Origin of the sequence: Rossellomorea sp. NPDC077527, assembly GCF_044542955.1 — a bacterium.
GTDB lineage: Bacteria > Bacillota > Bacilli > Bacillales > Bacillaceae_B > Rossellomorea > Rossellomorea aquimaris_E.
Window position 1 is genome coordinate 283301 of sequence record NZ_JBITVL010000003.1, and the last position, 23401, is coordinate 306701.

Below are 23401 nucleotides of genomic sequence, written 5' to 3' on the forward strand. Positions count from 1 at the left end.
AATCTGGGATTTGTCCTTTTTATATCTTGAAAGATAAAATACGCTGGGACATGACTACATATATCCCATTTAAAGACGAATTATCTGTACTAATGACCTTTCTAGATCTCTTGTTGCCCGATTCCGCGCAAGACTTCGCTTCCTCGTCGCTGTCGCACCTCTAGGGGACTCACCTGTCTGGCTCCGGCGGCTCTAACCCCTCTGGTCATAAGCTAAATGGTCCAAAAAGGCAAAAAACACCTTCTTAAGCCCATTCAACTAATGCTTGTCGGTGCTGTGCAAGCCGCCTAAGCTTTTCGTTCAATCCGCAACTCCCGTAGCAGTCTTCGCCTTGCACTCCAATTAACAACTAGAACCTGATATATATACTAAGTATGCTTTAGCTATAACAATAAAAAATCCGAACGATTTCGAATTTCACAAAAAAATTTCGAAAATAGTTCGGATTTTACTTTGACTAAAACCTTTTGTCCCAGCCTCTTTTGGATTAATAACCGAGGATGGCTCTGATTACTGAAGTCGTTTCTCCGCCTTTGTAAAATACGTAAAGAAGCAAATAGACCGCTACGCCGGTGATGGCTGTAAAGAACCAGATGAAGCTCGTTATCGGACCGAGTTTGCGATGTTTTTTAAGCTGGTCCTTATATCCAGTCCAAAGGCTCAGGATACCAAACACGGCACCAACCGTTGCCAACGTAATATGAAAGACCAGGAAGATCGTATAATAAACTTTGATATCATCTGGACCGCCAAATGATGTGTTCCCGATAAAAATTGTCCTGCTTAAGTAAATAACGAAAAAGATAAGGGCAAAAATCCCCGCAAGTGTCATCGTTTTCTGGTGCTGTTCGATCTTTCTCTGATTTATCTGCCACCAGCCTATTGCCACAGTGACAGCACTTAAAACGATAAAGCTTGTACTTATCGTAGGTAATATAGGTAAATCCATCTCATTTCCTCTCTTTTCTAAAAAATTCTTACATGGAACTTACAAGAAGCAAAATTAAAAAAATATGTATGTACAGGGATAACTTCACCTGGCTATTCCTGTACCATTTTTATTGCTCCTGTAAGGGTGAATCTGCTATTGGATCATAAGATTGCTTCTCCTGTTGCTCCTGGTCCTTTTTATACCAATGGAAGAATAAATTGAAAAGAACCACCCCAAATACTATTTCCTGAACAATTTTCATCAGAACTCCACCGAGCTGTTGATCGTTGATCGTTGACATGGACGTAAATAATTCCGGTCCGGTCAGTGTCAGGCCATCGAGTGTATTCACCGGTACACAAAGAGATAACGCTTTAAGCCATTCATTTGGATCATAGTACGTTGCATACATGGGATTTTCTGCGAAGATGATCAATCCGCATGCCGGGGTCAATAACACGGCGCTTCCAAGTATATAACCGATCCTTTTTAAACCACTGAGCTCAATATCTTCATCGGCGGGATTGATTAACGGCCACCACATAAATACCGCAAGAATGAACAATACAAACGTGGTCAACCCATGAAGGGTGACATCGGTTCGAACGTTGTCAAAGATCAATGGAATGTGATAAATCGAAAACACCAAATTAAATGACAACAATGAGATCAGCGGCTTCGTCATAAAACGGAATATCTTTCTGACAACCGGCAATTCAATAATTGCCTTCCATAACCAATCCGGTATACCCAATATCAATAATGGAGTGAAGACTAGATATAAAAAGGCCATCTGCGTCATGTGAGCAGAAAACAATATCCCACTGAGCACCTCAACAGGAGAGCCCTTAATAGCGTAGAGCAAGACCATTGAAACAAGGAAAAATCCTGCTTCTTTACCAGTCAATTTTCTATTATCTTTAAAGCTGTCCTTCCACTTTACCGTGATCAAAAAGTAGAGTACAGTCAAAAACACTAACGTCATGAGAAAAAACGGGCTCCATAACGCCATAAAACCGAAAATAGCCAAATGCATCTTCTCACCTCATTTCACAATTAACACCTACCCCCATTATACTGACAACCCTCCCACACTTCAACGCAAGGTCATGACAAGTTCTTGAACAATTAGAAAAGCGGAGGCGGCTTGGGCAGGCCCGACAAGCATAAGGCGAATCAACCGGAATGGCGCTCTTTGCCATTTTGGTTGATTTGACTTATGACCTCGAGGGACTAGCCGCCGGAGCTGGACAATTAAAAAGCGTAAGGGGCTTGCCCTGGGGCGACAAGCATAAGATGAGTCACCCGGAAAGGCGTTCTTTGCCTTTTTGGGTGACTTGGCTTATGACCTCGAGCCCCAAGCCCCTGGAGCTGGTCAATCGAAAAGCGGAGGCGGCTTGGGCAGGCCCGACAAGCATAAGGCGAATCAACCGGAATGGCGCTCTTTGCCATTTTGGTTGATTTGACTTATGACCTCGAGGGACTAGCCGCCGGAGCTGGACAACCGAAAAGCCGAGGCGGCTTGGGCAAGCCCCACAAGGATTTCCTCTTTAATAACGAAAAAAGCCAGCCAAAAGGCTGACTTTTTCATTAGATCCATACAATTGTCAAAAATGTTAACACTGTGATAAATGCAACAAGTGCACCAGAATACAGGAACAATGAAGGTGCTTCATGACCTTTATGACTCATATGCATGAAGTAATACAGTTGAAAAATCAACTGAACAACTGCAAGGAGGAGAATGAAAGGTACAATAAAGTACTTATCGAAATCCCCAGCCACTGCAATAAACGCCACCAATGTTAAGAAAATCATTAACATGAAGGATGTCAACTGCATTCTCATATCTTCTGCATTCTTCTTACGACGATATTCGTAATCTACACTTGGGTTACCTGAAGTTGATTGTTGATTCGCCATCAGTTTATCCCACCATTCCCATTAAGTATACTACTGTAAAGATAAATACCCATACAACGTCGATAAAGTGCCAGTATAGAGAAGCTAAGTAGAACTTTGGAGCATTGTATAGATTCAATCCGCGCTTGGCATTACGAAGCATCAAACTCACAATCCAAAGAAGACCGAAAGCAACGTGCCCTCCATGGAATCCTACAAGAGTGTAAAAGGCTGAACCAAATGCACTACTAGTAAAAGTATGCCCGTATTCATGAACATAGTGATTAAACTCATAAATTTCCAATCCGAGGAATCCTGCCCCTAGAAGCACAGTGATTAATAACCATGCCTGCATCCGCTGGAAATTATAGTTTTTCATATGATACATCGCGTAAACACTTGTCAATGAGCTTGTTAAAAGAAGCATCGTTGCCAAGAATGATAGCGGTAAATCAAAGAGATCTGTTGTTAAAGCGTGACTCTCACTAGGAACTCTGTTTTTTAACGCCAAATATGTTGCAAATAGTGAACCGAAAAGGACCGTTTCTCCACCAAGGAAAAACCAAAAGCCCATAAATTTATTTTTCCCCTCAAGGGTAGCCTTTTCAGGGGAGGCCGGCCAGGTCTTAGGCGTGAACTTTTCTTCAGCGTGCATTATGCCTTACCCCCTTTATCATCATCCATTAAGTCTTCTTTGTGTACATGATAACCATGGTCATCGAGTACAGAACGAAGGAACATTGAACCCAATGTAATCAACATACCGATGATCAGAACCGGCAGTGCCCATGCTTTATCATCAACATGGTACATTGCACCGAATGCCGCAATGAACAACCCAAGTGAGATAAAGAAAGGAAGAATGGAATTGTTAGGCATATGGATATCACCAATAGGCTCTGCAGGAGTCAATCCTTTGTTGCCTTCCATTTTCTCTAACCAATAAGCATCTAAACCGCGGATTAGCGGAGTTTGCTTAAAGTTGTAGAATGGAGGAGGTGACGGGATCGCCCATTCGATGGTACGTCCATCTCCCCAAGGGTCATTGTCCACTTTCACACCTTTGGCTTGAGTAACAATGATGTTAATCACATAAACGATAACGGCTACGCCCATGAATCCGGCACCGATCGAACTTACTAAGTTTGCCGTTTCAAATCCTTGACCAGGCAAGAATGTCCATACACGGCGAGGCATTCCCATAAGTCCAAGGAAATGCTGGATGAAGAATGTTAAATGGAATCCGATAAAGAACAACCAGAAAGCAATTTTCCCTAAGAAGTCGTTTAACATCGTTCCAAACATTTTAGGCCAGTAATAGTGAGTACCTGCCAATAGGGCGAATACTACCCCACCTACGATAACGTAATGGAAGTGGGCTACTACGAAATACGTATCATGGAACTGATAATCTGCCGCTGCAGAAGCCAACATGATTCCAGTTACCCCACCTGCTACGAACGTAGGAATGAACGCAACTGCATAAAGCATCGGGGTCGTAAATCTCAAACTTCCTCCCCACATGGTAAGAAGCCAGTTAAAGATCTTGATACCAGTTGGAACGGCGATGGCCATTGTCGCTACAGCGAAAATAGCATTCGCGATTGGTCCTAGTCCTACTGTGAACATATGGTGAGCCCAAACCATGAATCCTAAGAAACCGATTAATACGGTCGCAAATACCATGGATGAGTAACCGAATAAGCGTTTTCTTGAGAAATGTGGAATGATCTCAGAGAAAATACCGAATGCCGGTAACACAAGGATATAAACCTCCGGGTGACCAAAAATCCAGAAGAAATGTTCCCAGATAATGGTGTTACCTCCATTTGCTACATCAAAGAAATTCGCTCCAAACATACGATCAAATAACATGAGGAAAAGTCCTACCGTTAATGCTGGAAACGCGAATAATATAAGTGCAGATGTAACAAATACTGTCCAAGTGAATAAAGGCATACGCATATATGTCATTCCAGGAGCACGCATATTAATGATGGTAACAAGAAAGTTAATACCACCTATTAGTGTACCTGCACCGGCGATCTGTAATCCCAATACATAGAAATCGATTCCATGTCCCGGTGATGCCATAGAAAGTGATGCATATGAAGTCCACCCCGCATCAGGTGCCCCTCCCATAAACCATGAAAGATTCAGGAAAACTCCTCCTAAGAAGAATAACCAGAACCCTAATGAGTTTACGAAAGGAAACGCAACGTCACGTGCACCGATCTGCAATGGTACAACTGCATTCATGAATGCAAATATAAGCGGCATGGCAGCCAAGAATATCATCGTTGTACCGTGCATGGTTAATAGTTCGTTGTATAAACCTGCACTAACAAAATCATTGTTAGGAACAGCAAGTTGTATACGAATGATAAGAGCTTCTAAACCACCGACCAGGAAGAAGAATCCTCCTGCCATTAGGTAAAGGATCGCGATCTTTTTATGGTCTACTGTTGTCATGTAATCCCATACAGTCGCGCCGAAGCCTTTTTTCTGTGCATAGCTACTCACGATTAAACCTCCCTTTTACTAATCCCCAATTAATCTTGTACCTTTAAGCCCATCAAATACTCTGCAAGTGCATCGATTTCATCTTCCTGCAGGTTACCGTATGTACCTGTCATTTTATTACCTGGCTTGTACTGTTCAGGATCAGAGATCCAATTTTTCAACTCTTCTTTGTTATGATCTAATACTCCAGCAATACGTGAACGCTCACCGAAGGTAGATAAGTTAGGAGCGAGTCGAGCAGATTCAGGTCTTCCGTCCTGTGGTGACACTGCGTGACAGCTTAAGCATTTTTTGTTGAAGATTTCTTGTCCTTGTTGTGCTAAATCAGAAGTCGGTTTTGGCTCTCCTGCATTTTTCATATCTTCAACCCATGCTGTGAATTCTTCTTTAGGAAGCGCTTTAACTTTAAAGTCCATTAAAGCATGTGAAGGACCGCAAAGCTCCGCACATTTACCATAGAATAATCCGCCTGCCTCTTTTGACTTATCTCCGTCAAACTCAAGGAAGAACGTATTCACACCGTCTACATTTGTATCAATCTTTCCTCCTGCAGCAGGAATCCAGAATGAGTGTTTTACATCTGAAGCTGTCACATTGAAATAAACCTTTTGATCGGTTGGGACAACTAGATCTTGAGATGTGATAATCTTTTCATCGGGATATTCGAATTCCCACCAATAAAGGTTGGCACGTACATTCACGACTAATGCCTCACGATTGCCATCAGCATCCTTTTTATCCATTGCCTTTGTATCCGCTAACTGGAATGTTGCCGTAACAGTTGGGACAGCCAGGATAAGAAGAAGGATGATTGGAATGACAGTCCACACGATTTCAAGTGTGTGACTTCCCTCTACTTGTTTAGGGATTTTTGTATCCCCTTTCTTTCTACGGAAACGAACGATCGCAACCATATAGACGACGATGACGACAATGATGACCAACACCATAATTAATGTAGCAAGTATCATCAGATCATATTGTGTCTGTGCTACTTCACCAGCTGGCTGGAGTGTGGAGAGAAATGGCTCTCCACAGCCAGAAAGAACTAGCGCTAACATTGCTACAATTGAGAATAAGCGCCACTTAGATAGCCTTGCTTTCATAGCTTAATCAAACCCCTCTTTCATGTAATGTACTTTTGAATAAAACAAGGACCCATAAAAATATCTATTTGGATTTCTTATCAGAAAGAATTCCCACTAATCTTAAAGTACCGTAACGATGACCATCGCTACGAACAAGATAGTCAAGTAATTTAATGAATAAACGAACATAAGCTTTGACCACTTAATGTCATCCTTCATTTTGTAACCTGCCAAACCAAGTGCCAGCCAGCCTATATTGAAAGCTGTTGCAAGGATAAAGAAAAACATCCCGAGATCCATTAAGAAGAATGGAAGTGGCAATAGGGCTACAACCCATGCTACGATATGGTGCTTTGTAGTGGCGAATCCCTTCACAACTGGAAGCATAGGAATATTCGCAGCTCTGTATTCTTCCACTCTTTTCATCGCTAACGCGTAAAAATGTGGGGGTTGCCAGATAAACATCATCAGGAACAGTACCCAGGCAATGACATCCAGGTTTGCATCTACTGCTGCCCAACCAATCAATGGAGGGACCGCACCTGAAATACTTCCTACGATTGTGTTGCTCACATATTTTCTCTTAGACCACATTGTATATAATACAACGTAACTAAATACCCCGATCAGTCCAATGACACCTGCTGTAATGGTCGTCATAAATAACATGATGAGACCGACAGCGATCATGATTAGTCCAAGGGTCAATGCCTTTGGTCCATTGATTTTACCTGTAACGGTAGGGCGTTCCTTCGTTCGTTCCATCAGATGATCGATATCCCGATCATACACATTGTTAATGGAGCATGATCCCGCAATTATTAGGGAAGAACCTATCAACGTAAGAAACATGATATCAAGGGAATTTAGAAAGTGTGTATTCGTAAAGTAAAAAGCTAACCACATACCTGTAAAGGTTGTGATTAAATTAGAATTAACGATTCCAATTTTAATGAGTGCTAAAAAATCCTTCCAAGCAGTTGAAGCTGTCACATCTGCTTTCTCAACGTCTGTCATCATTCGACTGTTAGACATTCTCTCTCTCCTCTCTATAAAAAGCAAGAGGTATTCTGCCACCTCTATACTATATAGGAAATGATTAACTATTTCTATATGGATCTGTAAATTCATCCACAGATAAGAAACAGTATATATGCTATCAATATTATATTAAACCATATATTTTTTCCTTTTTGGGGGAGAATTAGACAATTATGTGAAGAAATTGTGAAGAAAGAAAGGCACAGAAGTTTCTTCATATTTCTACAAACATTTCATTCCCATCATACCATAAAACACAGCTAAGCGCTTACAGATTTTGTTTTTACGCAAATTAGTCCTTCCCTACTATTACTATTCTCTATTTCCCATAGATAAATGCTCATAATTCTGTAACATTTTATCGGTTGAGTTTTTCAAACCTTTTCTGTAATATCGTAGTGGCATATATATTTTTCTACTATATTTATTTATAGAAAGTGTGTAGAGTCTATTAATTAAGAAGGTGAATAGATTGCATAAAGGTGTTCACAAAGGATTAAAGTGGCTTGCCGTTCTCACGACTCTCGGTATGTTATTCGTTCTATTGGGAGGAGCACTGGTAACGAAAACGGAATCCGGTATGGGCTGCGGTCGATCTTGGCCACTTTGTAACGGACAGTTAATCCCAAGTGATATTACATTTGAACTTATTATAGAATTAGCACACCGCGTTGTCTCAGGCGGTGTAGGATTATTGGTTTTGGCATTATCGATTTGGTCTTGGAGAGCAATTGGATATAAGCGAGAAACGAAATTTCTTGCAGCTCTTTCTTTCTTTTTCCTGGTACTGCAAGGTTTGATTGGGGCGGCAGCTGTATTATGGGGACAATCTGATTTCGTCCTTGCCCTGCATTTCGGGATTTCCCTTATTTCATTTGCTTCCATTTTATTATTGACACTTCTCGTATTTGAAGTCGATCAGAAATTTGATGCCAATTCACTGGTCATCGACAAACGGATGAGATTTCATACGGTCGGAGTGACGATCTATAGTTATCTTGTTGTGTATACCGGAGCTCTCGTAAGACATACCGAATCGAGCTTGGTGTGTAAGGATTGGCCGCTGTGCGTCAATTCCTCCCCTAGCCTCCCAACGAATATGTACGAATGGATTCAAATGGGCCACAGGGCTGCAGCAGGATTTATTTTCTTATGGATTGCATACATTACCTACATTGCTATTAAAGAGCATAAGCATCAGAAAGTGATTTACTGGGGATGGATCATTGCCTTCACCCTGGTTTGTCTTCAAGTGATGAGCGGTGCACTTGTTGTATTTACAAGACTGAATTTGGCAATCGCTTTGATGCATGCGCTGATTATTGCCTGTCTGTTCGGTTTATTATGTTACTTCAATCTACTTGTTTCCAGAAGCAAGCGGAAAGCAGCATAAAAAAAGGATTCCGGGGTTTGTTCCCGGAATCCTTTTTTTTATGCTTTATTCACTTCAATCAATAAATCCCCCGGGCTGATCGCGTCACCATTTTGAACGTAGATATCCTTTACTACTCCAGCAAATGGAGCCTGAACGGTCGTTTCCATCTTCATGGCTTCAGTGATCATGAGATGATCTCCCTTCTCAACCGTTTCACCTTTCTCTGCAATGACCCTGATAACTGTACCAGGCATGGAAGCCCCGATATGATTTTCATTTTTCGCATCAGCTTTCATCTTGGCAGCTACAGTGGATTTAATACTTTCGTCTTTGATGATTACTTCACGCGCCTGGCCATTCAACTCGAAATAAACGATCCGTGTACCATCTGCCTGAGCCTGACCAATCGAAACAAGTTTCACAATAAGGGTCTTTCCAGTTTCGATTTCCACTTCTATTTCTTCTCCAAGCCTCATCCCGAATAAGAATGTCGGTGTATCAAGAACTGAAATATCTCCAAATTGGTCCACTGTATTTGCATAGTCCATGAACACTTTTGGATATAAAGCATATCCCAGAGCATCAAAGCTGGTGACAGGACGTTCGAGGTCTTCGAAGAGTTTTTCCTTAAGTGCTGTAAAGTCCACATCATCCAGAAGTTCTCCAGGTCTAACAGTCAGAGGACTGCGCCCTTTAAGGATCACATTCTGTAAATCCTTAGGGAAACCGCCATGCGGTTGACCCAGGTATCCTTCGAATAATTCCACAACTGAATCAGGGAAATCGATTTTCTCTCCCTTTTCAATCACGTCTGCTTCTGACAGATCATTCTGAACCATGAATAACGCCATGTCCCCGACGACTTTAGATGAAGGCGTTACTTTGACGATATCGCCGAAGAGATGATTGACCCTTGCATACATCTCTTTAACCTCTTCCCAGCGGTGACCAAGTCCCACGGCTTTTGCCTGCTGTTGAAGGTTACTGTATTGTCCACCAGGCATTTCATGCTTGTACACTTCTGAATGAGGTGACATCATACCACTCTCAAAGTCAGTATAATACTTACGAACGTCTTCCCAATAATGAGACAGGGTCTCGAGTGAATCAATATTCACTTTTGGTTCTCTTTCAGTCCCTTTTAATGCATAGTACAACGTATTGGCACTTGGCTGTGACGTTAAACCTGACATAGTACTTAATGCAGTATCAACAATGTCCACACCTGCTTCAACGGCTCTTGCATACGTGTAAATCCCGTTACCGCTTGTGTCATGGGTGTGGAGATGAATAGGCAGACTCACAGTGTCTTTCAGTTCTGATATCAAACGGTATGCTGACTGTGGCTTTAAGAGTCCCGCCATATCTTTAATGGCCAGGATGTGAGCACCACTTGCTTCCAACTCTTTTGCCATATTCTTATAATAATCGATGCTATATTTTGTGCGGGTAGGATCATCAATATCACCTGTGTAGCAAATGGCTGCTTCGGCAATTTTTCCACTTTGTCTAACGGCATCAATCGCCACTTCCATTCCTTTGACCCAATTTAGGCTATCAAAAATTCTAAAGACGTCGATACCTGCGAACGCTGATTTTTCGACAAATTCCCTTATCACGTTATCTGGGTAGTTTTTGTACCCTACCGCATTGGATGCTCTGAGGAGCATTTGGAATAATACATTTGGAATTCGCTCTCTCATTGTCAATAATCGGTTCCAAGGATCTTCCTTAAGAAAGCGATAGGCTACATCGAATGTTGCCCCACCCCACATTTCAAAGGAGAACATATCCGGAAGCAGTTGAGACGTCGGTTCTGCTATCTGCTTAAGATCATTCGTTCGGACTCGAGTGGCCAATAATGATTGATGGGCATCGCGGAAAGTTGTATCCGTCAGTAATACAGAGTTCTGCTCTTTGACCCAATTGACCAGACCTTCTGCTCCATGCTGATCAAGGATTTGTTTAGTACCCTGCTGAAACTCCTGCTTTACATCCAAGGAAGGAATCCTCGGTTTTGAGAAGACAGGCTTTTTCTTCTTTTCAATTCCCGGGAATCCATTTACTGTTACATTCCCGATATATGAAAGCATCTTTGTCCCCCTGTCCTTCCTTTTAGGGAATATGAACAGTTCAGGGGTAGTGTCGATAAATGATGTATCATACTTACCCGAAATGAAATCTTCGTGTTTTACAACATTTTCCAAAAACGGGATGTTCGTCTTGATACCGCGTATTCTAAATTCTTGAAGATTTCTGACCATTTTTGATGCAGCCTGTTCGAATGTCAGTGCCCACGTGGAAAGCTTGACAAGAAGAGAGTCGTAATAAGGTGTTATGACGGCTCCCTGGAATCCATTACCGGCATCGAGACGGACACCAAATCCTCCCCCAGAACGATAAGCCATGATTTTTCCTGTATCAGGCATAAAGTTATTTAATGGATCTTCCGTTGTGACACGTGATTGAATCGCATACCCATTCGTCCTGATATCCTCTTGAAGGGGGATACCCAGTTTTGCGCTATGCAGGGCATGGCCTTCTGCAATCATCAATTGCGATTGCACAATATCGACACCTGTTATCATTTCCGTGATGGTATGTTCCACTTGAACACGTGGATTCACTTCGATGAAATAAAACTGGTTATTGGCAACAAGGAACTCAACTGTACCGGCATTCAAGTATTTCACATTATCCATCAGACGGACTGCCGCTTCACAGATTTCTTCTCTCAATTGTTCACTTAAAGATACTGACGGAGCTATTTCCACTACCTTTTGATGGCGTCGTTGAATGGAACAATCACGCTCGTATAAGTGAACGATATTCCCGTCATTATCTCCAAGGATCTGGACTTCAATATGCTTCGGATTTTCTACAAATTTCTCAACATAAATTTCGTCATTCCCAAATGCTGCTTTCGCTTCTGATTTAGCTCGTTCATATGCTTCCTTCAGGCTTTCCAGATTACGGACGATGCGCATCCCGCGTCCCCCGCCACCCAATGAGGCTTTGATGATGATAGGGAAACCATGTTCCTTCCCAAAGCTGATGACTTCTTCCAGTGTTTCTACAGGTCCATCCGTTCCTGGAATGACAGGAATATTAGCCAGTTTCGCCTGATGGCGTGCCTTTACTTTGTCTCCGAACATATTCAAGTGCTCTGAATGAGGTCCTACGAATGTAATCCCTTCTTCTTCACAACGCCTGGCAAAATGAATGTTCTCAGATAGGAAACCATATCCAGGATGGATGGCGTCAACATCTGCATTCTTTGCAATGCGGATGATTCCTTCTATATCTAAATAAGCATCAATAGGTTTTTTCCCTTCCCCTATTAAATATGCTTCATCAGCTTTGTAACGATGATAAGCCCCAGAATCTTCCTTGCTGTAAATCGCAACGGTTCGAATATTAAGTTCAGTACATGCCCTGAACACACGGATGGCAATTTCTCCGCGATTTGCTACCAGTACTTTTTTAATCTTCTTCAATACTCTCTCTCCTTTAGGCTATTCTTGATTGAATTTTCTATAGTGCAGTCTATGAAAAAAGGGCTGACCCGAAAGATAATTAAGAAGTATCTTAGGGGGCAGACCCTAGACTTAGAGTTTAGATACTCTACCAAAGTGACCTACATTTTTACACCATATATTTTTTTGCTATTATCCATATTCTCCGAAGGATAGCCATTTTCCTTCTTTGTTTTATATTTTTCTTCATATTTTACAAACATCGACACATTCACCAGGACACCCATCGACAAAGACAGCACCAGAAGGGACGATCCTCCGTAACTAATGAATGGAAGTGGGACCCCTGTAATTGGAATTAATCCGGAAACCCCACCCAGATTGATAAAAGCCTGGATACCGATCATACAGGAAATCCCGATGGCAAGCATTGTCCCAAAAGGATCCTGACACTTCACGCCTGTATAGATCCCCCTAAGCACAATATAGGATAGTCCGAGGATGACAAAGCTTACACCAAATACGCCTAACTCTTCAGCAATGATGGCCATGATGAAATCAGTTTGTGGCTCGGGCAAATACCCAAGCTTTTGGACACTCTGTCCTAAACCCAGTCCCTTCACTCCACCTGACCCGATGGCTAGGTATGAATTCACCAGATGGTATCCCTCTCCCTGGGCATATTTAAAAGGAGAGAGATAGGCTTCGATCCTGCTTAGCCTTTCTTTCGTGAAGATGAAGCCTCTTGCGAGATAAATGACCGGTGACAGCACAATCAATAATCCGACCCCCAAGCCCGCAAGCTTAAAGAAAGTCTTAAAACTGATACCAGAACAGGAAATGACTATCGCTCCAATAGCGAAAATGATGGCTGCCGTACCAAAGTCCGGCTCTAAAAACACCAAAAAGCAAATAAAGCCAAGAAACAGTAGTGGAGGTGCAAGACCTTTATTAAAATCATCTATGTATGCCTGTTTCTTAGAGTATACGGAACCCAGATAGATTATGACGGCAAGCTTGGCAAATTCAGAAGGCTGAATAGGCATGAAACCTAAATTGATCCAGCTTTTTGCATTGTTTACTTCATAACCGACAACATGAACGGCAAGTAACAGACCAATGATTACGATCATCAGACTTTTTATAATCTTACTGACCTGAAAGGCTTTATACGGAAACCAGGCTGCTACCGTAAAGGCAATGAATCCTATGATGATATTGATCATTTGCCTTTTATAAAAATGGTCGCTATCCCATCCAAAACGTTCGACGGCCATGACCATGCTTGCACTATAGATCATGACAAGGCCAAATAAACAGAGGAAGACATAGACAGCGATTAACGAATAATCATAGGACTTTGCTATTTTTTTAATCATGACATTTCAATCCTTTTTTCATATATCATTTTCTTTTTTTGACATTCACGATCCTTAACAAAAAAACTCAAACAACAGATCTATGTATTGTTTGAGTTGTCATGACTATTTTACTTTTTTGTAGATGCTTCATGAAGGGCAGAAAGTTGTCTTTCCAAAGAATCAATCAGATCTTTTCCATCTTGATCATCCACTAGTCCTAACCGGACGGCAAATTCTATTTCACGAGATAATCCGAACATCTGGGTATCCAATACTTCCTCATACAGAGGGCATTGGGGCATCGTTAAATTATCCATTTGCACTTTGATAAGTTGTAAAATCTTTTCTGCGTCTGCCTTCAATAGCTCATAGGCTTTTTCTCGATGATTAATTGTCATTTCTGACGCCACAGTGATCCCCCCATTCCGAACAAATAACCTTCCTGTCTTAAAATTTTATCGTTAAACCCGATAAATTGCAAGAAAAATAAGTGTTTTCCTCGGGATTCCATGACAGAATTTCGAACGATTACTATTAGGAATTTGGAAGTCCTTTGGGACGTCGGTATGTGGGCCTTTTATAGATGTCCTTCATTCATTTTCCCTAGAGTATATACTAAAATATACTCCATGAATATTCATCACTGAGCATCTCGAGAAGTTTTAACCCTGCGCTGCTATTACCTACCTCATCCAGAGCAGGTCCAAAGATACCGATTCCGCATTTTCCCGGTACCGAACCCATAATGCCTCCAGATACACCACTTTTGGCGGGAATCCCCACTTTGATGGCGAACTCTCCGGAAGTATTATACATCCCGCATGTCACCATGAACGTCTTACACACTCTAGCCACATCTCTAGTAATGACTTCACGTCCGCTTTCAGGATCGATTCCATCATTGGCGAATACCGCCCCCATTTTTGCGAGATCGACACAGTTCATTTCCACTGCACATTGCTTAGTATAGAGAACCAGCAGATCTTCGACATTACCTGTGATCACCCCATGCTGCTTCATAAAATAACAGAGGGATCTGTTCAGGTTGGCCGTTTGCAATTCTGAGTAAGCCACATCCTCATTATAAGAGACCGTTTCCCCCGTCATATGGTTAATGAATTCAATCAGTCTCTCCCATTTCTCCAATCCTGAATTGCCCTTTATCATATTCGTCACAGCCAGGGCACCTGCATTGATCATTGGATTAAGAGGTTTTGATGGTTTATGGGTTTCGAGCTTCGCTATTGAATTGAACGGATCACCCGTGGGCTCCATTCCAACCTTGGAGAATACATGGTCTTCACCATAGTCCATTAAGACCAGTGCGAGGGTAATGACCTTAGAAATGCTTTGAAGGGTAAATTTCTTCAGATGATCCCCTGCATAACAGGAGTGGTTATCTAAGGTATAGATACTGATAGCAAGGTCATTGGGGTTTTGATCTCTCAGTGCAGGTATGTACTCCGCTACTTTTCCATCAGTTGCATATGGTCTTGCTTTTTCAACCAGATCTTCCAACCATTCTTGAGTTTTTATCATTTATCCATCAGCTCCTCTTTTCGTATTTATAGTTTCCCTATTTTCTTGTAATGAAAACGCTGAAAATGCTTTCATCGAAATGTGACAAACCTGGTTGGAACATATATACTGATACTATCAGCGAGAGGAGGAATCTTAAGTGGAAAGCATTATACCGATAAAAGGAAAAGTGAAGTTCCCGATTACATTGGATTCGGGAGTTTGGATATTTGATGATCGTAAAGTGGATTTAACTACATATTTTGATGATACGGATGAAAAAGTTGACGCATTAGAGGAATATACAAAAGCCGTTTCAAGGCATTGGTCCAGGGAAATCCAAGAAGGTGCCACCTACCCGCCAACTTTGAAAACTGAAAAAAAATTCGAAAAAGAAAAGATTCTAAATGGGTCGTTTGCCATTCCATTTGCACCATTCCTTAAAAATGCAGAGCCCATGAAGGATGCAACATCTATCATAATTGAAACAAAAACAGGTACCCATTCTCTTGATCTCGATCAGGCAAACCAGCTGTTGATCGGATTCTCAAAAGACGGCAAACCATTACGGGATGACGGCCCCATTCACGTTTATTATATGGACGGCTCCAACAGATCCCAGCCAATAACGGATGTCAGGGCATTCTGTGTAAAGTAATAACGTATGAAAAAACCGGTTCAGGAACATCTGAACCGGTTTTTTCATACGTTATTAAAGTCTTTATCATTCCTGTTTTTTACAATAGATCCGCAGCAAGCTGGGCCAATCCAGACCTTTCGCCTTTCATCAGCTTTACATGACCGGCAAGCTTTTGATCCTTGAACTTTTCGACTACATAGGTTAACCCATTATTATATTCATCAAGGTAAGGATGATCGATTTGAGCAGGATCTCCCATTAAGACAATTTTACTACGCTCTCCCACACGTGTCAGAATCGTTTTCACTTCATGCTTCGTCAGGTTCTGGGCTTCATCAATGATGATATATTGATCCGGTATGCTTCTCCCCCTAATATATGTCAGGGCCTCTACTTCTATGGACCCCATCCCGGCAAGGATATCATCTAGTTCCCCTGGTTTCTTTGTATTGAAGAGGTACTCTAGGTTATCATAAATGGGCTGCATCCATGGCCTCAGCTTTTCTTGTTTTTCACCTGGCAGATAACCAATATCTTTCCCGACAGGAACGATCGGGCGTGCAACGAGCAGTTTATTGAATTTATTAAAATCTTCCGTCTGTAGAAGACCGGCTGCCAGAGCCAAAAGCGTTTTTCCTGTACCTGCTTTCCCAATCATCGTCACTAACGATATATCATCCCTCAATAACAATTCTGTGGCCATTGTTTGTTGGACATTCCGAGCTTTGATTCCCCACATATGTTCTTGGTCATATACCAGTTTCTTCACCTTCAGGCCACTGGAGTCAACCATCCCAAGTGCAGATGCTGAACTTCCCAGAGCATCCTTCATGATTAGAAATTGGTGGGAATAAAATCGCTGTTTCGTTATATCAGTAAGGGTCAATTCCCCTTTATCATAAAATTTATCCAGAAATTCTCTTTCTGTGTACAGTTCAACGAATCCTGTGTAAATATCATTCACTTCAATAACCCTGTCACTCAGGAAATCTTCCGCCTGTAGGCCCAGAGCATCCGCTTTTACCCTTACAAGGGTATCTTTACTTACCAGGATGACCGATTTTCCATCCTTCTTTGCTTCTTCCTCAAGCGAAAGATTTTTAGCAACGGCTATAATGCGGTTATCATTTGTTTTCTCTACAAATATATCTTGAAGTTGCTGAAAGGAGCGATGATTCAATTCAATTCTTAATGATCCTCCAGTATAGAGAGGGATTTTTTCATGGAGCTTTCCTTCTTGCCGTAAATTATCTATCAGCTTCGATACATGTCTTGCGTTTCTTCCGATTTCATCCATATAACGCTTTTTGGAGTCCACTTCTTCTAAAACGACTGCAGGTATAACCACCTCATTATCCTGGAATGAAAAGATGGCTTGTGGATCTTGTAATAAGACATTGGTATCTAATACATAAATTTTTTTCAAATCGATGCCTCCTGCTCCTGATTTCTTATTACTATTGTATGTAGCCATAGATGTTCCGGTTATTCCCAGCTACTCAAATAGGACGGCCCGTTTCTTAAAATATATGAATAAACGTATAAAGATAGAAGAAAATTACACAATAAGAAAAGATATTGATTCTAAATCGGGAGGTATTCATATGTCCAAACTCATCTCTCTCCTTATGGTGACCATTCTCCTTGGAGGTTGTGCCAGCAAAAATGAGGTCGGGTATAAAAATGATACGAATAGCAAAAACAATAAGCCGATTACTGTTCAAGATAGTAATATCCAAAAAGTTGAACGCAAGTCGGGGCAACAAATCTCTAAGCATCTGGTAGATCTAACAACAAGTGTGCCGGATGTGAAAGATGCAACGGCTGTCGTCATCGGAAAGTATGCGTTTGTTGGAATCGACATCGATTCTGACGTCGAACGTTCCCAAGTAGGTTCTATTAAGTATTCTGTCGCAGAAGCCCTGCAAAATGATCCCTACGGTGCAGAAGCCATGGTCATTGCCGACCCGGACCTCTATGCCCGCTTGAAGGAAATCAGTAAAGACATTCAACGAGGAGAACCTGTTCAGGGTATCATGAATGAGTTGTCCGACATATCAGGAAGATTGATGCCAGAAATCCCCAAATCATTAAAGCAAACAGATCCCGAAAATGCACCGAATGAACCTAAGAAAAAGATGAATAACGCGAAAGAAAAGCAGCTTAGAAATAAACAAGAAGATCAAACCTATGATAAAATCGATTAATGGATAGCCTGTGCATATAAGAAAATGAGAAAAAGCCATGAAAGAGCTTAAATGTCTAAGCTTCTTTCATGGCTTCTATTACTTGTCGATCCAACCGGTCAGCGGCCTTTTTATCATACGTCTTCTCATAGGCAGGTTCTGTGGAAATTTTCGAACCATAGAACATGACATCTCTCACTTCTTTGATGGCAAGTTGAACAAGGGTCAGCTTTAAAGGCACGCCTGGCAGACTCTCTAGCGAAACGCTGGCAACTCCGCCGATCGAATAAGTAGATTCGTTTGCGATCAAATTGACAACCACGAGAGAATTATTCTTTATATTCTTAATGATTCTCGATCGCTGATCAACGGCGAATAATAACGTCTGCTCATCTTTGGCAAGGATCCAGGATATTGCGCTCACATTAGGCCCTTGGGTTTCATGGTCAACCGTAGCGAGAGTAACAAACCTCTCCGCTTGTAGTTCTTCAAACAATGCAGGAATTAAGCTGGGTTCGACTTGATTTGCCAAAAAAATCCCCCCTTGTGACTTTTCTAAGCGTCTCATTTCAATCGTGATTCATCTTAGTTATACTATACCAAACATTGGTGTTAAAAGCATATCGGAAAGTTAAATAAAGCGTTTGACTATACTACATGATATACTAAAAAGACTAAACTTATGATTAGAACAAGTAGAGGTGAACGAAATGAGAGTAAAATGCGCATTATGTGAAGTGATTGACAATATTGATGATTACTCCTTACAGGCGAAAAAGTTGCGTAACAGACCCATTCACACGTACATGTGTGAAAAATGCCATGACCGGATCAAAGAGAAAACAGAAGAGCGTGTTTCCACTGGGAACTTCAGATTTTACCGTTCTCCTAAAGTGGAAGATGACTTTTAAACAAGTCGGTAATAGCCTAATCATCGGTCTTATTTCTGGTGCAATATTAGGTTTGTTCCTCAAATGGATGCAAGCAATAACAGAGATTAAAGTATATACACTTTTATTGAATGTGGACTTCATTCCTATTTTCGCATCCAAAACTCTGCCTGAATGGCTGGAGTTCATGTTTCATTTGTCCATATCATGCGTCATCGGTATGGTGTTCGTATACATAATGGTAAAGTGGAATCTTTCAGGAAAGGCTGCATACACTCTTTCCCTGATGTTAACCCTCCCTACGGTGTTTCTATACTTTCCCCTTTCGTATTTGGCCATCAAGGATGTACCAGGAATATTAAACTGTACGGCCATTCTTATTTGGATAGCAGGTCATGTCTTATATGCATTGAGCCTGCCTCTACTGTATAAGTCCGTCACCGGAGTAAAATGAAATATAAAAAGCTGCAGTCCCACACTTAGGGACTGCAGCTTTTTTATGCTTAGAACGTACCTTTTTTCTTTTCGTTTGTCAGGCGGACCTTATATATAATTAAGATCAGTGCCGCAACGACCAATCCTTCCGCTACTGGCAGAAAGATGCCAAGAAACGTAAGAACAGTACATCCCAGAATAAGAAAAGTATAAATCAAAATGGATTTCATCACTGGCAGCTTCTTCGCAAAACCGAGCTTATAAACTAAGATTGAGAGCCCAACAATGGTTATATAAAGCAACCACATACCCATTTCCGCATTTTGATCAACACGGTAAAGGGATGCGAAAAAGGACAAACGCTCTGTTACATCCATTTCCTACTCCCCCTCACTTCGTTTATTGAGTAACCTTATTTTTCTTTTCTGCTCTTTCACGTTCATTCTTATCAAGAATCTTTTTACGAAGACGGATTGATTCCGGAGTTACCTCACAATACTCGTCATCATTTAAATATTCAAGAGATTCTTCTAATGTCATGATTCTGGCTTTTTTGATTGTCACAGTTTGATCTTTATTTGCAGAACGTACGTTAGTCGCCTGTTTCAGCTTTGTGATATTAACAGTAATATCATTTTCCCTCGTATGTTCCCCTACGATCATCCCGCCATAGATCTCAGTTCCAGCTTCAACGAAGATGATTCCGCGGTCTTCAACTTGCATAATTCCATATTGAGACGCTTTTCCAGTTTCCATCGATACAAGAACACCTTGACGACGTCCACCTACACGACCCTTTTGAAGAGGCTGATAGCTATCGAATGTGTGGTTGATGATACCATACCCACGAGTCAAAGTCATAAACTCAGTTGAATAACCGATCAAACCACGTGCAGGTACCATGAATATCAGACGGACTTGACCGTTTCCGTTGTTAACCATATCCAGCATTTCACCTTTACGCTGTCCAAGAGACTCAATGACTCCACCCATATATTCTTCAGGGATATCGATTTGTACGCGTTCTACCGGTTCACTTTGGACGCCATCGACTTCTTTGATGATAACTTGTGGTTTAGATACCTGTAATTCATACCCTTCACGACGCATGTTTTCAATCAAAATGGAAAGGTGAAGCTCCCCACGGCCTGAAACCGTCCATGCATCAGGTGAATCAGTTGGTTCTACACGTAAGCTTACATCCGTTTGAAGCTGAGCTAATAAACGCTCTTCAATCTTTCTTGATGTCACGAATTTACCTTCTCTGCCGGCAAATGGACTGTTGTTTACTAGGAACGTCATTTGAAGTGTAGGCTCGTCAATACGAAGAACTGGAAGTTGATCCTGATGTTCGACCGGACAAACCGTTTCACCTACATTAATATCTTCCATTCCGGATACAGCGATTAAGTCCCCGGCTTTTGCTTCCTGGATTTCTTCACGTTTCAACCCGAAGAAACCGAAGATTTTCGTTACACGGAATTGTTTTACAGAACCATCAAGCTTCATTAACGCTACTTGTTGCCCAACTTTCATCGTTCCTCTGAATACACGTCCGATTCCGATACGGCCTACGTAATCATTGTAATCAAGAAGTGCAACTTGGAATTGAAGAGGATCCTCAGAGTTGTCAACTGGTGCAGGAATGTGCTCAATGATGGAGTCATATAAACACTGCATGTTTTCATCTTGCTTCTCAGGATCTGGATCTGTGCTGGCAGTACCGTTGATGGCTGAAGCATAAACAACCGGGAATTCCAGTTGCTCATCATTGGCATCAAGTTCAATGAATAGTTCTAATACCTCATCGATGACTTCTTCAGGACGGGCTGAAGGTTTGTCGATTTTGTTCACTACCACAATTGGTGTCAGCTTTTGTTCAAGAGCTTTCTTAAGAACGAAACGAGTTTGAGGCATACAGCCTTCATAAGCATCGACTACCAGTAAAACACCATCTACCATTTTCATGATACGTTCTACTTCTCCACCGAAGTCAGCATGTCCAGGTGTATCAAGGATGTTGATTCGGGAGTCTTTATATTGAATCGCCGTATTTTTTGCTAAAATGGTAATACCGCGTTCTCTCTCAAGATCATTTGAATCCATCGCACGTTCTGAAACTGTTTCATTTTCGCGGAAGATTCCAGATTGCTTTAAAAGCTCATCTACTAATGTCGTTTTCCCGTGGTCAACGTGAGCAATGATAGCAATATTTCTAAGGTCATTTCTTAATTTCATATTTCCACTCCTGAATATTGGATTTCTTTATAGTGTTAAAGATAATATATTTCAGTTCAACTAGACCATTATATCACAGCATCGACAAAAGCCCTAATAAATATTTCACTTCCTTATGCCTCATTTCCCTCATTTTCCAACTATTAATAATCGTACTCTCTTCTTGAGTGTCCACTACCCATTGCGCATAATCGAATTCATAGGTAAAATTTAATGGCATAGTAAATAAATGCTGAAAGATTATTATGTTTAATAGTAAATTATTTCTTATCATTTCATTGGGGGTTACACGTTGGCAAATATAAAATGGATTTTTGTTCTTTTTTCGATATTGGCAGCCATTTCATTGATGGGTATAGCGATTTCCATCAGCTTACAAAGTTCATTGCTTGCAGGAGCCAGTATTATTTTTCTATTCATTGTGATGGGGTTTGGATTTAAGACAAAAAAGAAATATCGAGAAGAAGGAAAGCTATAACATTAAAAGAAGGAGTGGGCGCTTCCATATCATTAGCCCCCACTCCTTCTTTATTTATTTCTGTGAAGATAATCGTTCAAAATGGTATCATGCAGTCCAGGCTTACCGACAAAGACCGAACTTTTATTTAACGGATTTAATGGATTCCCATCCAGATCTGTTACTACTCCGCCCAGTTCTTCAATCATAATTTTCCCTGCTGCAAAATCCCAAGGAGCGAGGCGCATCGTTAAATAAGCGTCAAGTCTTCCTGATGCCACGTAAGCAAGTTCTATTGCAGCTGAACCATAGGATCTTGTTCCTCTCACATCTTTCACAAGAGGTTGCAAAATGGATGAATCGATGCGTCGGTTATCCGTCACCCAAAGGGCGTTCAATGCCACGATTGCATCCTGGACCGGAACGGGCTCGAGCATTGGTAACTTCACATCATTCATATAGACTCCTTTGTCTTTCTCGGCAAAGTACAACTCATCATGTACCACGTCATATATGTATCCTAACTTCCCTACATCCCCATCGTAAATGCCGATTGAGATGGCAAAATTACGTTGTTGATGGACAAAGTTCATCGTTCCATCAATCGGATCTATGATCCACGTGACCCCTGATAACTCTTTAAGGTCATCTCCATATCCTTCCTCACCTAATATTTGGTGATCAGGGTACGTATGACGAATATTTTCTGTAAAGTAGCGCTCTGTTGCTTCATCCATATCTGTAACCAGATCATTGCGATTCGATTTTGTTTTTATGTTCAATTCGGTTTTAAATGACTGACGAATCCTCTCGCCTGCTTCTTGTATCCATGTTTTTACATGTTGATCTAATTCAGTCCAATTTGTCATGTATTACAGCCTCCAATGTGCATAAAGAAAATCAGTATTACACTTACTAATATGGTCTATTCAGATAATCTTAACTCCTATGGCTATTTCATTCAAGCGAAGAGGCTTTGGCAAGAGAGATGATTTTCCCCATAAAAAAGCGAACTCTCCAACCACTATGAGCTCGCGTTCAAAAGTAGATTTTGTTATCAGCATATTCCATCGATTTGAAAAGATTATCGTTTTATAAAGCCTTCATTTTCATAAGCTCTTCCCTGATACTCATAAGCTTTTGTTTGGACTTGGTCTGGGTTTCTGTATTCTTTGTTTGGATTGCTTCAAACAATACGGCTAATTCATAATCCATTTCAAGTCGCAATACATTCATTCTTTGCTGTTGGACATCACGTTTTTTAGAAGTATTCATTACTTGTTTCATGGCCATACACCCCTTCCGAGTTTTCGATTTATCTGATTGTTCTGATAATATTT

The 23401-nt window shown here is 41.2% G+C and carries 23 protein-coding genes; 6 read left to right on the forward strand and 17 right to left on the reverse strand.

Going from position 1 to position 23401, the window contains the following annotated elements; all coding sequences use genetic code 11:
- Window positions 1-487 precede the first annotated feature (487 nt).
- The 7 genes from ACIGG7_RS11355 to cyoE all read right to left on the reverse strand — a co-directional run bounded on the left by ACIGG7_RS11355 (window position 488) and on the right by cyoE (window position 7479).
- Entirely contained in the window at window positions 488-949 is a 462-nt protein-coding gene (locus ACIGG7_RS11355) for a DUF420 domain-containing protein (RefSeq protein WP_224941244.1), read from the reverse strand.
- Window positions 950-1058: 109 nt separating this feature from the next.
- The gene (gene ctaG, locus ACIGG7_RS11360) at window positions 1059-1967 is read right to left on the reverse strand and encodes a cytochrome c oxidase assembly factor CtaG (protein WP_224941245.1); all 909 of its coding nucleotides are present in this window, start codon (window positions 1965-1967) and stop codon (window positions 1059-1061) included.
- 554 nt (window positions 1968-2521) lie between these two features.
- The gene (gene ctaF, locus ACIGG7_RS11365) at window positions 2522-2854 is read right to left on the reverse strand and encodes a cytochrome c oxidase subunit IVB (protein WP_224941363.1); all 333 of its coding nucleotides are present in this window, start codon (window positions 2852-2854) and stop codon (window positions 2522-2524) included.
- A 4-nt stretch (window positions 2855-2858) separates the two neighbouring features.
- Entirely contained in the window at window positions 2859-3488 is a 630-nt protein-coding gene (locus ACIGG7_RS11370; protein WP_224941364.1) for a cytochrome (ubi)quinol oxidase subunit III, read from the reverse strand.
- Entirely contained in the window at window positions 3488-5356 is a 1869-nt protein-coding gene (ctaD, locus tag ACIGG7_RS11375; RefSeq protein WP_224941365.1) for a cytochrome c oxidase subunit I, read from the reverse strand. The genes ACIGG7_RS11370 and ctaD overlap by 1 nt, the downstream gene beginning before the upstream one ends.
- A gap of 29 nt (window positions 5357-5385) precedes the next feature.
- Entirely contained in the window at window positions 5386-6462 is a 1077-nt protein-coding gene (gene coxB / locus ACIGG7_RS11380) for a cytochrome c oxidase subunit II (RefSeq protein ID WP_224941366.1), read from the reverse strand.
- A 102-nt stretch (window positions 6463-6564) separates the two neighbouring features.
- Complete coding sequence (gene cyoE / locus ACIGG7_RS11385; RefSeq protein WP_397549820.1) at window positions 6565-7479, reverse strand: heme o synthase; 915 nt, start codon at window positions 7477-7479, stop codon at window positions 6565-6567.
- Between the two features lie 478 nt (window positions 7480-7957).
- On the opposite strand from cyoE, the gene ACIGG7_RS11390 reads away from it, so the two are divergent.
- Window positions 7958-8878, forward strand: a complete 921-nt coding sequence (locus tag ACIGG7_RS11390) for a COX15/CtaA family protein (protein WP_224941368.1) — start codon at window positions 7958-7960, stop codon at window positions 8876-8878.
- A gap of 38 nt (window positions 8879-8916) precedes the next feature.
- Here the strand turns inward: ACIGG7_RS11390 and pyc are convergent, their stop codons facing one another.
- From pyc to glsA, 4 genes are all read right to left on the reverse strand, one after another.
- Window positions 8917-12357, reverse strand: coding sequence for a pyruvate carboxylase (gene pyc, locus ACIGG7_RS11395; RefSeq protein ID WP_397549821.1), 3441 nt, complete (start codon window positions 12355-12357; stop codon window positions 8917-8919).
- A 140-nt stretch (window positions 12358-12497) separates the two neighbouring features.
- Window positions 12498-13715, reverse strand: coding sequence for an FtsW/RodA/SpoVE family cell cycle protein (locus ACIGG7_RS11400; RefSeq protein WP_397549822.1), 1218 nt, complete (start codon window positions 13713-13715; stop codon window positions 12498-12500).
- Window positions 13716-13825: 110 nt separating this feature from the next.
- Window positions 13826-14107, reverse strand: a complete 282-nt coding sequence (locus ACIGG7_RS11405; protein ID WP_034755973.1) for an Fpa/YlaN family protein — start codon at window positions 14105-14107, stop codon at window positions 13826-13828.
- A gap of 205 nt (window positions 14108-14312) precedes the next feature.
- On the reverse strand, window positions 14313-15236 hold the full coding sequence (gene glsA, locus ACIGG7_RS11410) for a glutaminase A (protein ID WP_224941371.1): 924 nt from the start codon (window positions 15234-15236) through the stop codon (window positions 14313-14315).
- 139 nt (window positions 15237-15375) lie between these two features.
- Between glsA and ACIGG7_RS11415 the strand changes: the two genes are divergently transcribed.
- Window positions 15376-15873, forward strand: a complete 498-nt coding sequence (locus ACIGG7_RS11415; protein ID WP_397549823.1) for a peptidyl-prolyl cis-trans isomerase — start codon at window positions 15376-15378, stop codon at window positions 15871-15873.
- Window positions 15874-15952: 79 nt separating this feature from the next.
- Here the strand turns inward: ACIGG7_RS11415 and ACIGG7_RS11420 are convergent, their stop codons facing one another.
- Complete coding sequence (locus tag ACIGG7_RS11420; protein WP_224941373.1) at window positions 15953-17329, reverse strand: PhoH family protein; 1377 nt, start codon at window positions 17327-17329, stop codon at window positions 15953-15955.
- A 130-nt stretch (window positions 17330-17459) separates the two neighbouring features.
- On the opposite strand from ACIGG7_RS11420, the gene ACIGG7_RS11425 reads away from it, so the two are divergent.
- Window positions 17460-18062: a YhcN/YlaJ family sporulation lipoprotein gene (locus ACIGG7_RS11425; protein WP_224941374.1), complete on the forward strand. Its 603-nt coding sequence runs from the start codon at window positions 17460-17462 to the stop codon at window positions 18060-18062.
- A 55-nt stretch (window positions 18063-18117) separates the two neighbouring features.
- Here ACIGG7_RS11425 and ACIGG7_RS11430 read toward each other — a convergent pair whose 3' ends face one another.
- Window positions 18118-18573: a pyridoxamine 5'-phosphate oxidase family protein gene (locus tag ACIGG7_RS11430; protein WP_397549824.1), complete on the reverse strand. Its 456-nt coding sequence runs from the start codon at window positions 18571-18573 to the stop codon at window positions 18118-18120.
- A 178-nt stretch (window positions 18574-18751) separates the two neighbouring features.
- On the opposite strand from ACIGG7_RS11430, the gene ACIGG7_RS11435 reads away from it, so the two are divergent.
- Both ACIGG7_RS11435 and ACIGG7_RS11440 read left to right on the forward strand, forming a co-directional pair.
- Complete coding sequence (locus ACIGG7_RS11435) at window positions 18752-18952, forward strand: YlaI family protein (RefSeq protein WP_224941376.1); 201 nt, start codon at window positions 18752-18754, stop codon at window positions 18950-18952.
- Window positions 18942-19385, forward strand: a complete 444-nt coding sequence (locus tag ACIGG7_RS11440; RefSeq protein ID WP_397549825.1) for a hypothetical protein — start codon at window positions 18942-18944, stop codon at window positions 19383-19385. Before ACIGG7_RS11435 ends, ACIGG7_RS11440 begins: the two co-directional genes overlap by 11 nt.
- A gap of 49 nt (window positions 19386-19434) precedes the next feature.
- On the opposite strand, the gene ACIGG7_RS11445 is transcribed toward ACIGG7_RS11440, so the two are convergent.
- On the reverse strand, window positions 19435-19743 hold the full coding sequence (locus ACIGG7_RS11445; RefSeq protein WP_044337532.1) for a YlaH-like family protein: 309 nt from the start codon (window positions 19741-19743) through the stop codon (window positions 19435-19437).
- A 22-nt stretch (window positions 19744-19765) separates the two neighbouring features.
- Window positions 19766-21604: a translational GTPase TypA gene (typA, locus tag ACIGG7_RS11450; protein ID WP_224941378.1), complete on the reverse strand. Its 1839-nt coding sequence runs from the start codon at window positions 21602-21604 to the stop codon at window positions 19766-19768.
- A 292-nt stretch (window positions 21605-21896) separates the two neighbouring features.
- Between typA and ACIGG7_RS11455 the strand changes: the two genes are divergently transcribed.
- Window positions 21897-22082 carry a YlaF family protein gene (locus ACIGG7_RS11455; RefSeq protein ID WP_224941379.1) on the forward strand — a complete coding sequence of 62 codons (186 nt, stop codon included), beginning with the start codon at window positions 21897-21899 and terminating at the stop codon, window positions 22080-22082.
- 50 nt (window positions 22083-22132) lie between these two features.
- Here ACIGG7_RS11455 and ACIGG7_RS11460 read toward each other — a convergent pair whose 3' ends face one another.
- Window positions 22133-22930: an inositol monophosphatase family protein gene (locus ACIGG7_RS11460; RefSeq protein WP_224941380.1), complete on the reverse strand. Its 798-nt coding sequence runs from the start codon at window positions 22928-22930 to the stop codon at window positions 22133-22135.
- 223 nt (window positions 22931-23153) lie between these two features.
- The gene (locus tag ACIGG7_RS11465) at window positions 23154-23348 is read right to left on the reverse strand and encodes a hypothetical protein (RefSeq protein WP_034756016.1); all 195 of its coding nucleotides are present in this window, start codon (window positions 23346-23348) and stop codon (window positions 23154-23156) included.
- Window positions 23349-23401 lie beyond the last annotated feature (53 nt).

Coding starts and splice junctions, on each gene's coding strand:
- ACIGG7_RS11355 (WP_224941244.1), bottom strand. CDS start 949: ATGGATTTACCTATATTACCTACGATAAGTACAAGCTTTATCGTTTTA.
- ACIGG7_RS11465 (WP_034756016.1), bottom strand. CDS start 23,348: ATGAAACAAGTAATGAATACTTCTAAAAAACGTGATGTCCAACAGCAA.
- ctaF (WP_224941363.1), bottom strand. CDS start 2,854: ATGGCGAATCAACAATCAACTTCAGGTAACCCAAGTGTAGATTACGAA.
- cyoE (WP_397549820.1), bottom strand. CDS start 7,479: ATGTCTAACAGTCGAATGATGACAGACGTTGAGAAAGCAGATGTGACA.
- ACIGG7_RS11370 (WP_224941364.1), bottom strand. CDS start 3,488: ATGCACGCTGAAGAAAAGTTCACGCCTAAGACCTGGCCGGCCTCCCCT.
- typA (WP_224941378.1), bottom strand. CDS start 21,604: ATGAAATTAAGAAATGACCTTAGAAATATTGCTATCATTGCTCACGTT.
- ACIGG7_RS11445 (WP_044337532.1), bottom strand. CDS start 19,743: ATGGATGTAACAGAGCGTTTGTCCTTTTTCGCATCCCTTTACCGTGTT.
- glsA (WP_224941371.1), bottom strand. CDS start 15,236: ATGATAAAAACTCAAGAATGGTTGGAAGATCTGGTTGAAAAAGCAAGA.
- ACIGG7_RS11460 (WP_224941380.1), bottom strand. CDS start 22,930: ATGACAAATTGGACTGAATTAGATCAACATGTAAAAACATGGATACAA.
- ACIGG7_RS11425 (WP_224941374.1), top strand. CDS start 17,460: ATGTCCAAACTCATCTCTCTCCTTATGGTGACCATTCTCCTTGGAGGT.
- ACIGG7_RS11420 (WP_224941373.1), bottom strand. CDS start 17,329: ATGGCTACATACAATAGTAATAAGAAATCAGGAGCAGGAGGCATCGAT.
- ACIGG7_RS11400 (WP_397549822.1), bottom strand. CDS start 13,715: ATGATTAAAAAAATAGCAAAGTCCTATGATTATTCGTTAATCGCTGTC.
- ctaG (WP_224941245.1), bottom strand. CDS start 1,967: ATGCATTTGGCTATTTTCGGTTTTATGGCGTTATGGAGCCCGTTTTTT.
- ACIGG7_RS11440 (WP_397549825.1), top strand. CDS start 18,942: ATGACTTTTAAACAAGTCGGTAATAGCCTAATCATCGGTCTTATTTCT.
- ACIGG7_RS11435 (WP_224941376.1), top strand. CDS start 18,752: ATGAGAGTAAAATGCGCATTATGTGAAGTGATTGACAATATTGATGAT.
- coxB (WP_224941366.1), bottom strand. CDS start 6,462: ATGAAAGCAAGGCTATCTAAGTGGCGCTTATTCTCAATTGTAGCAATG.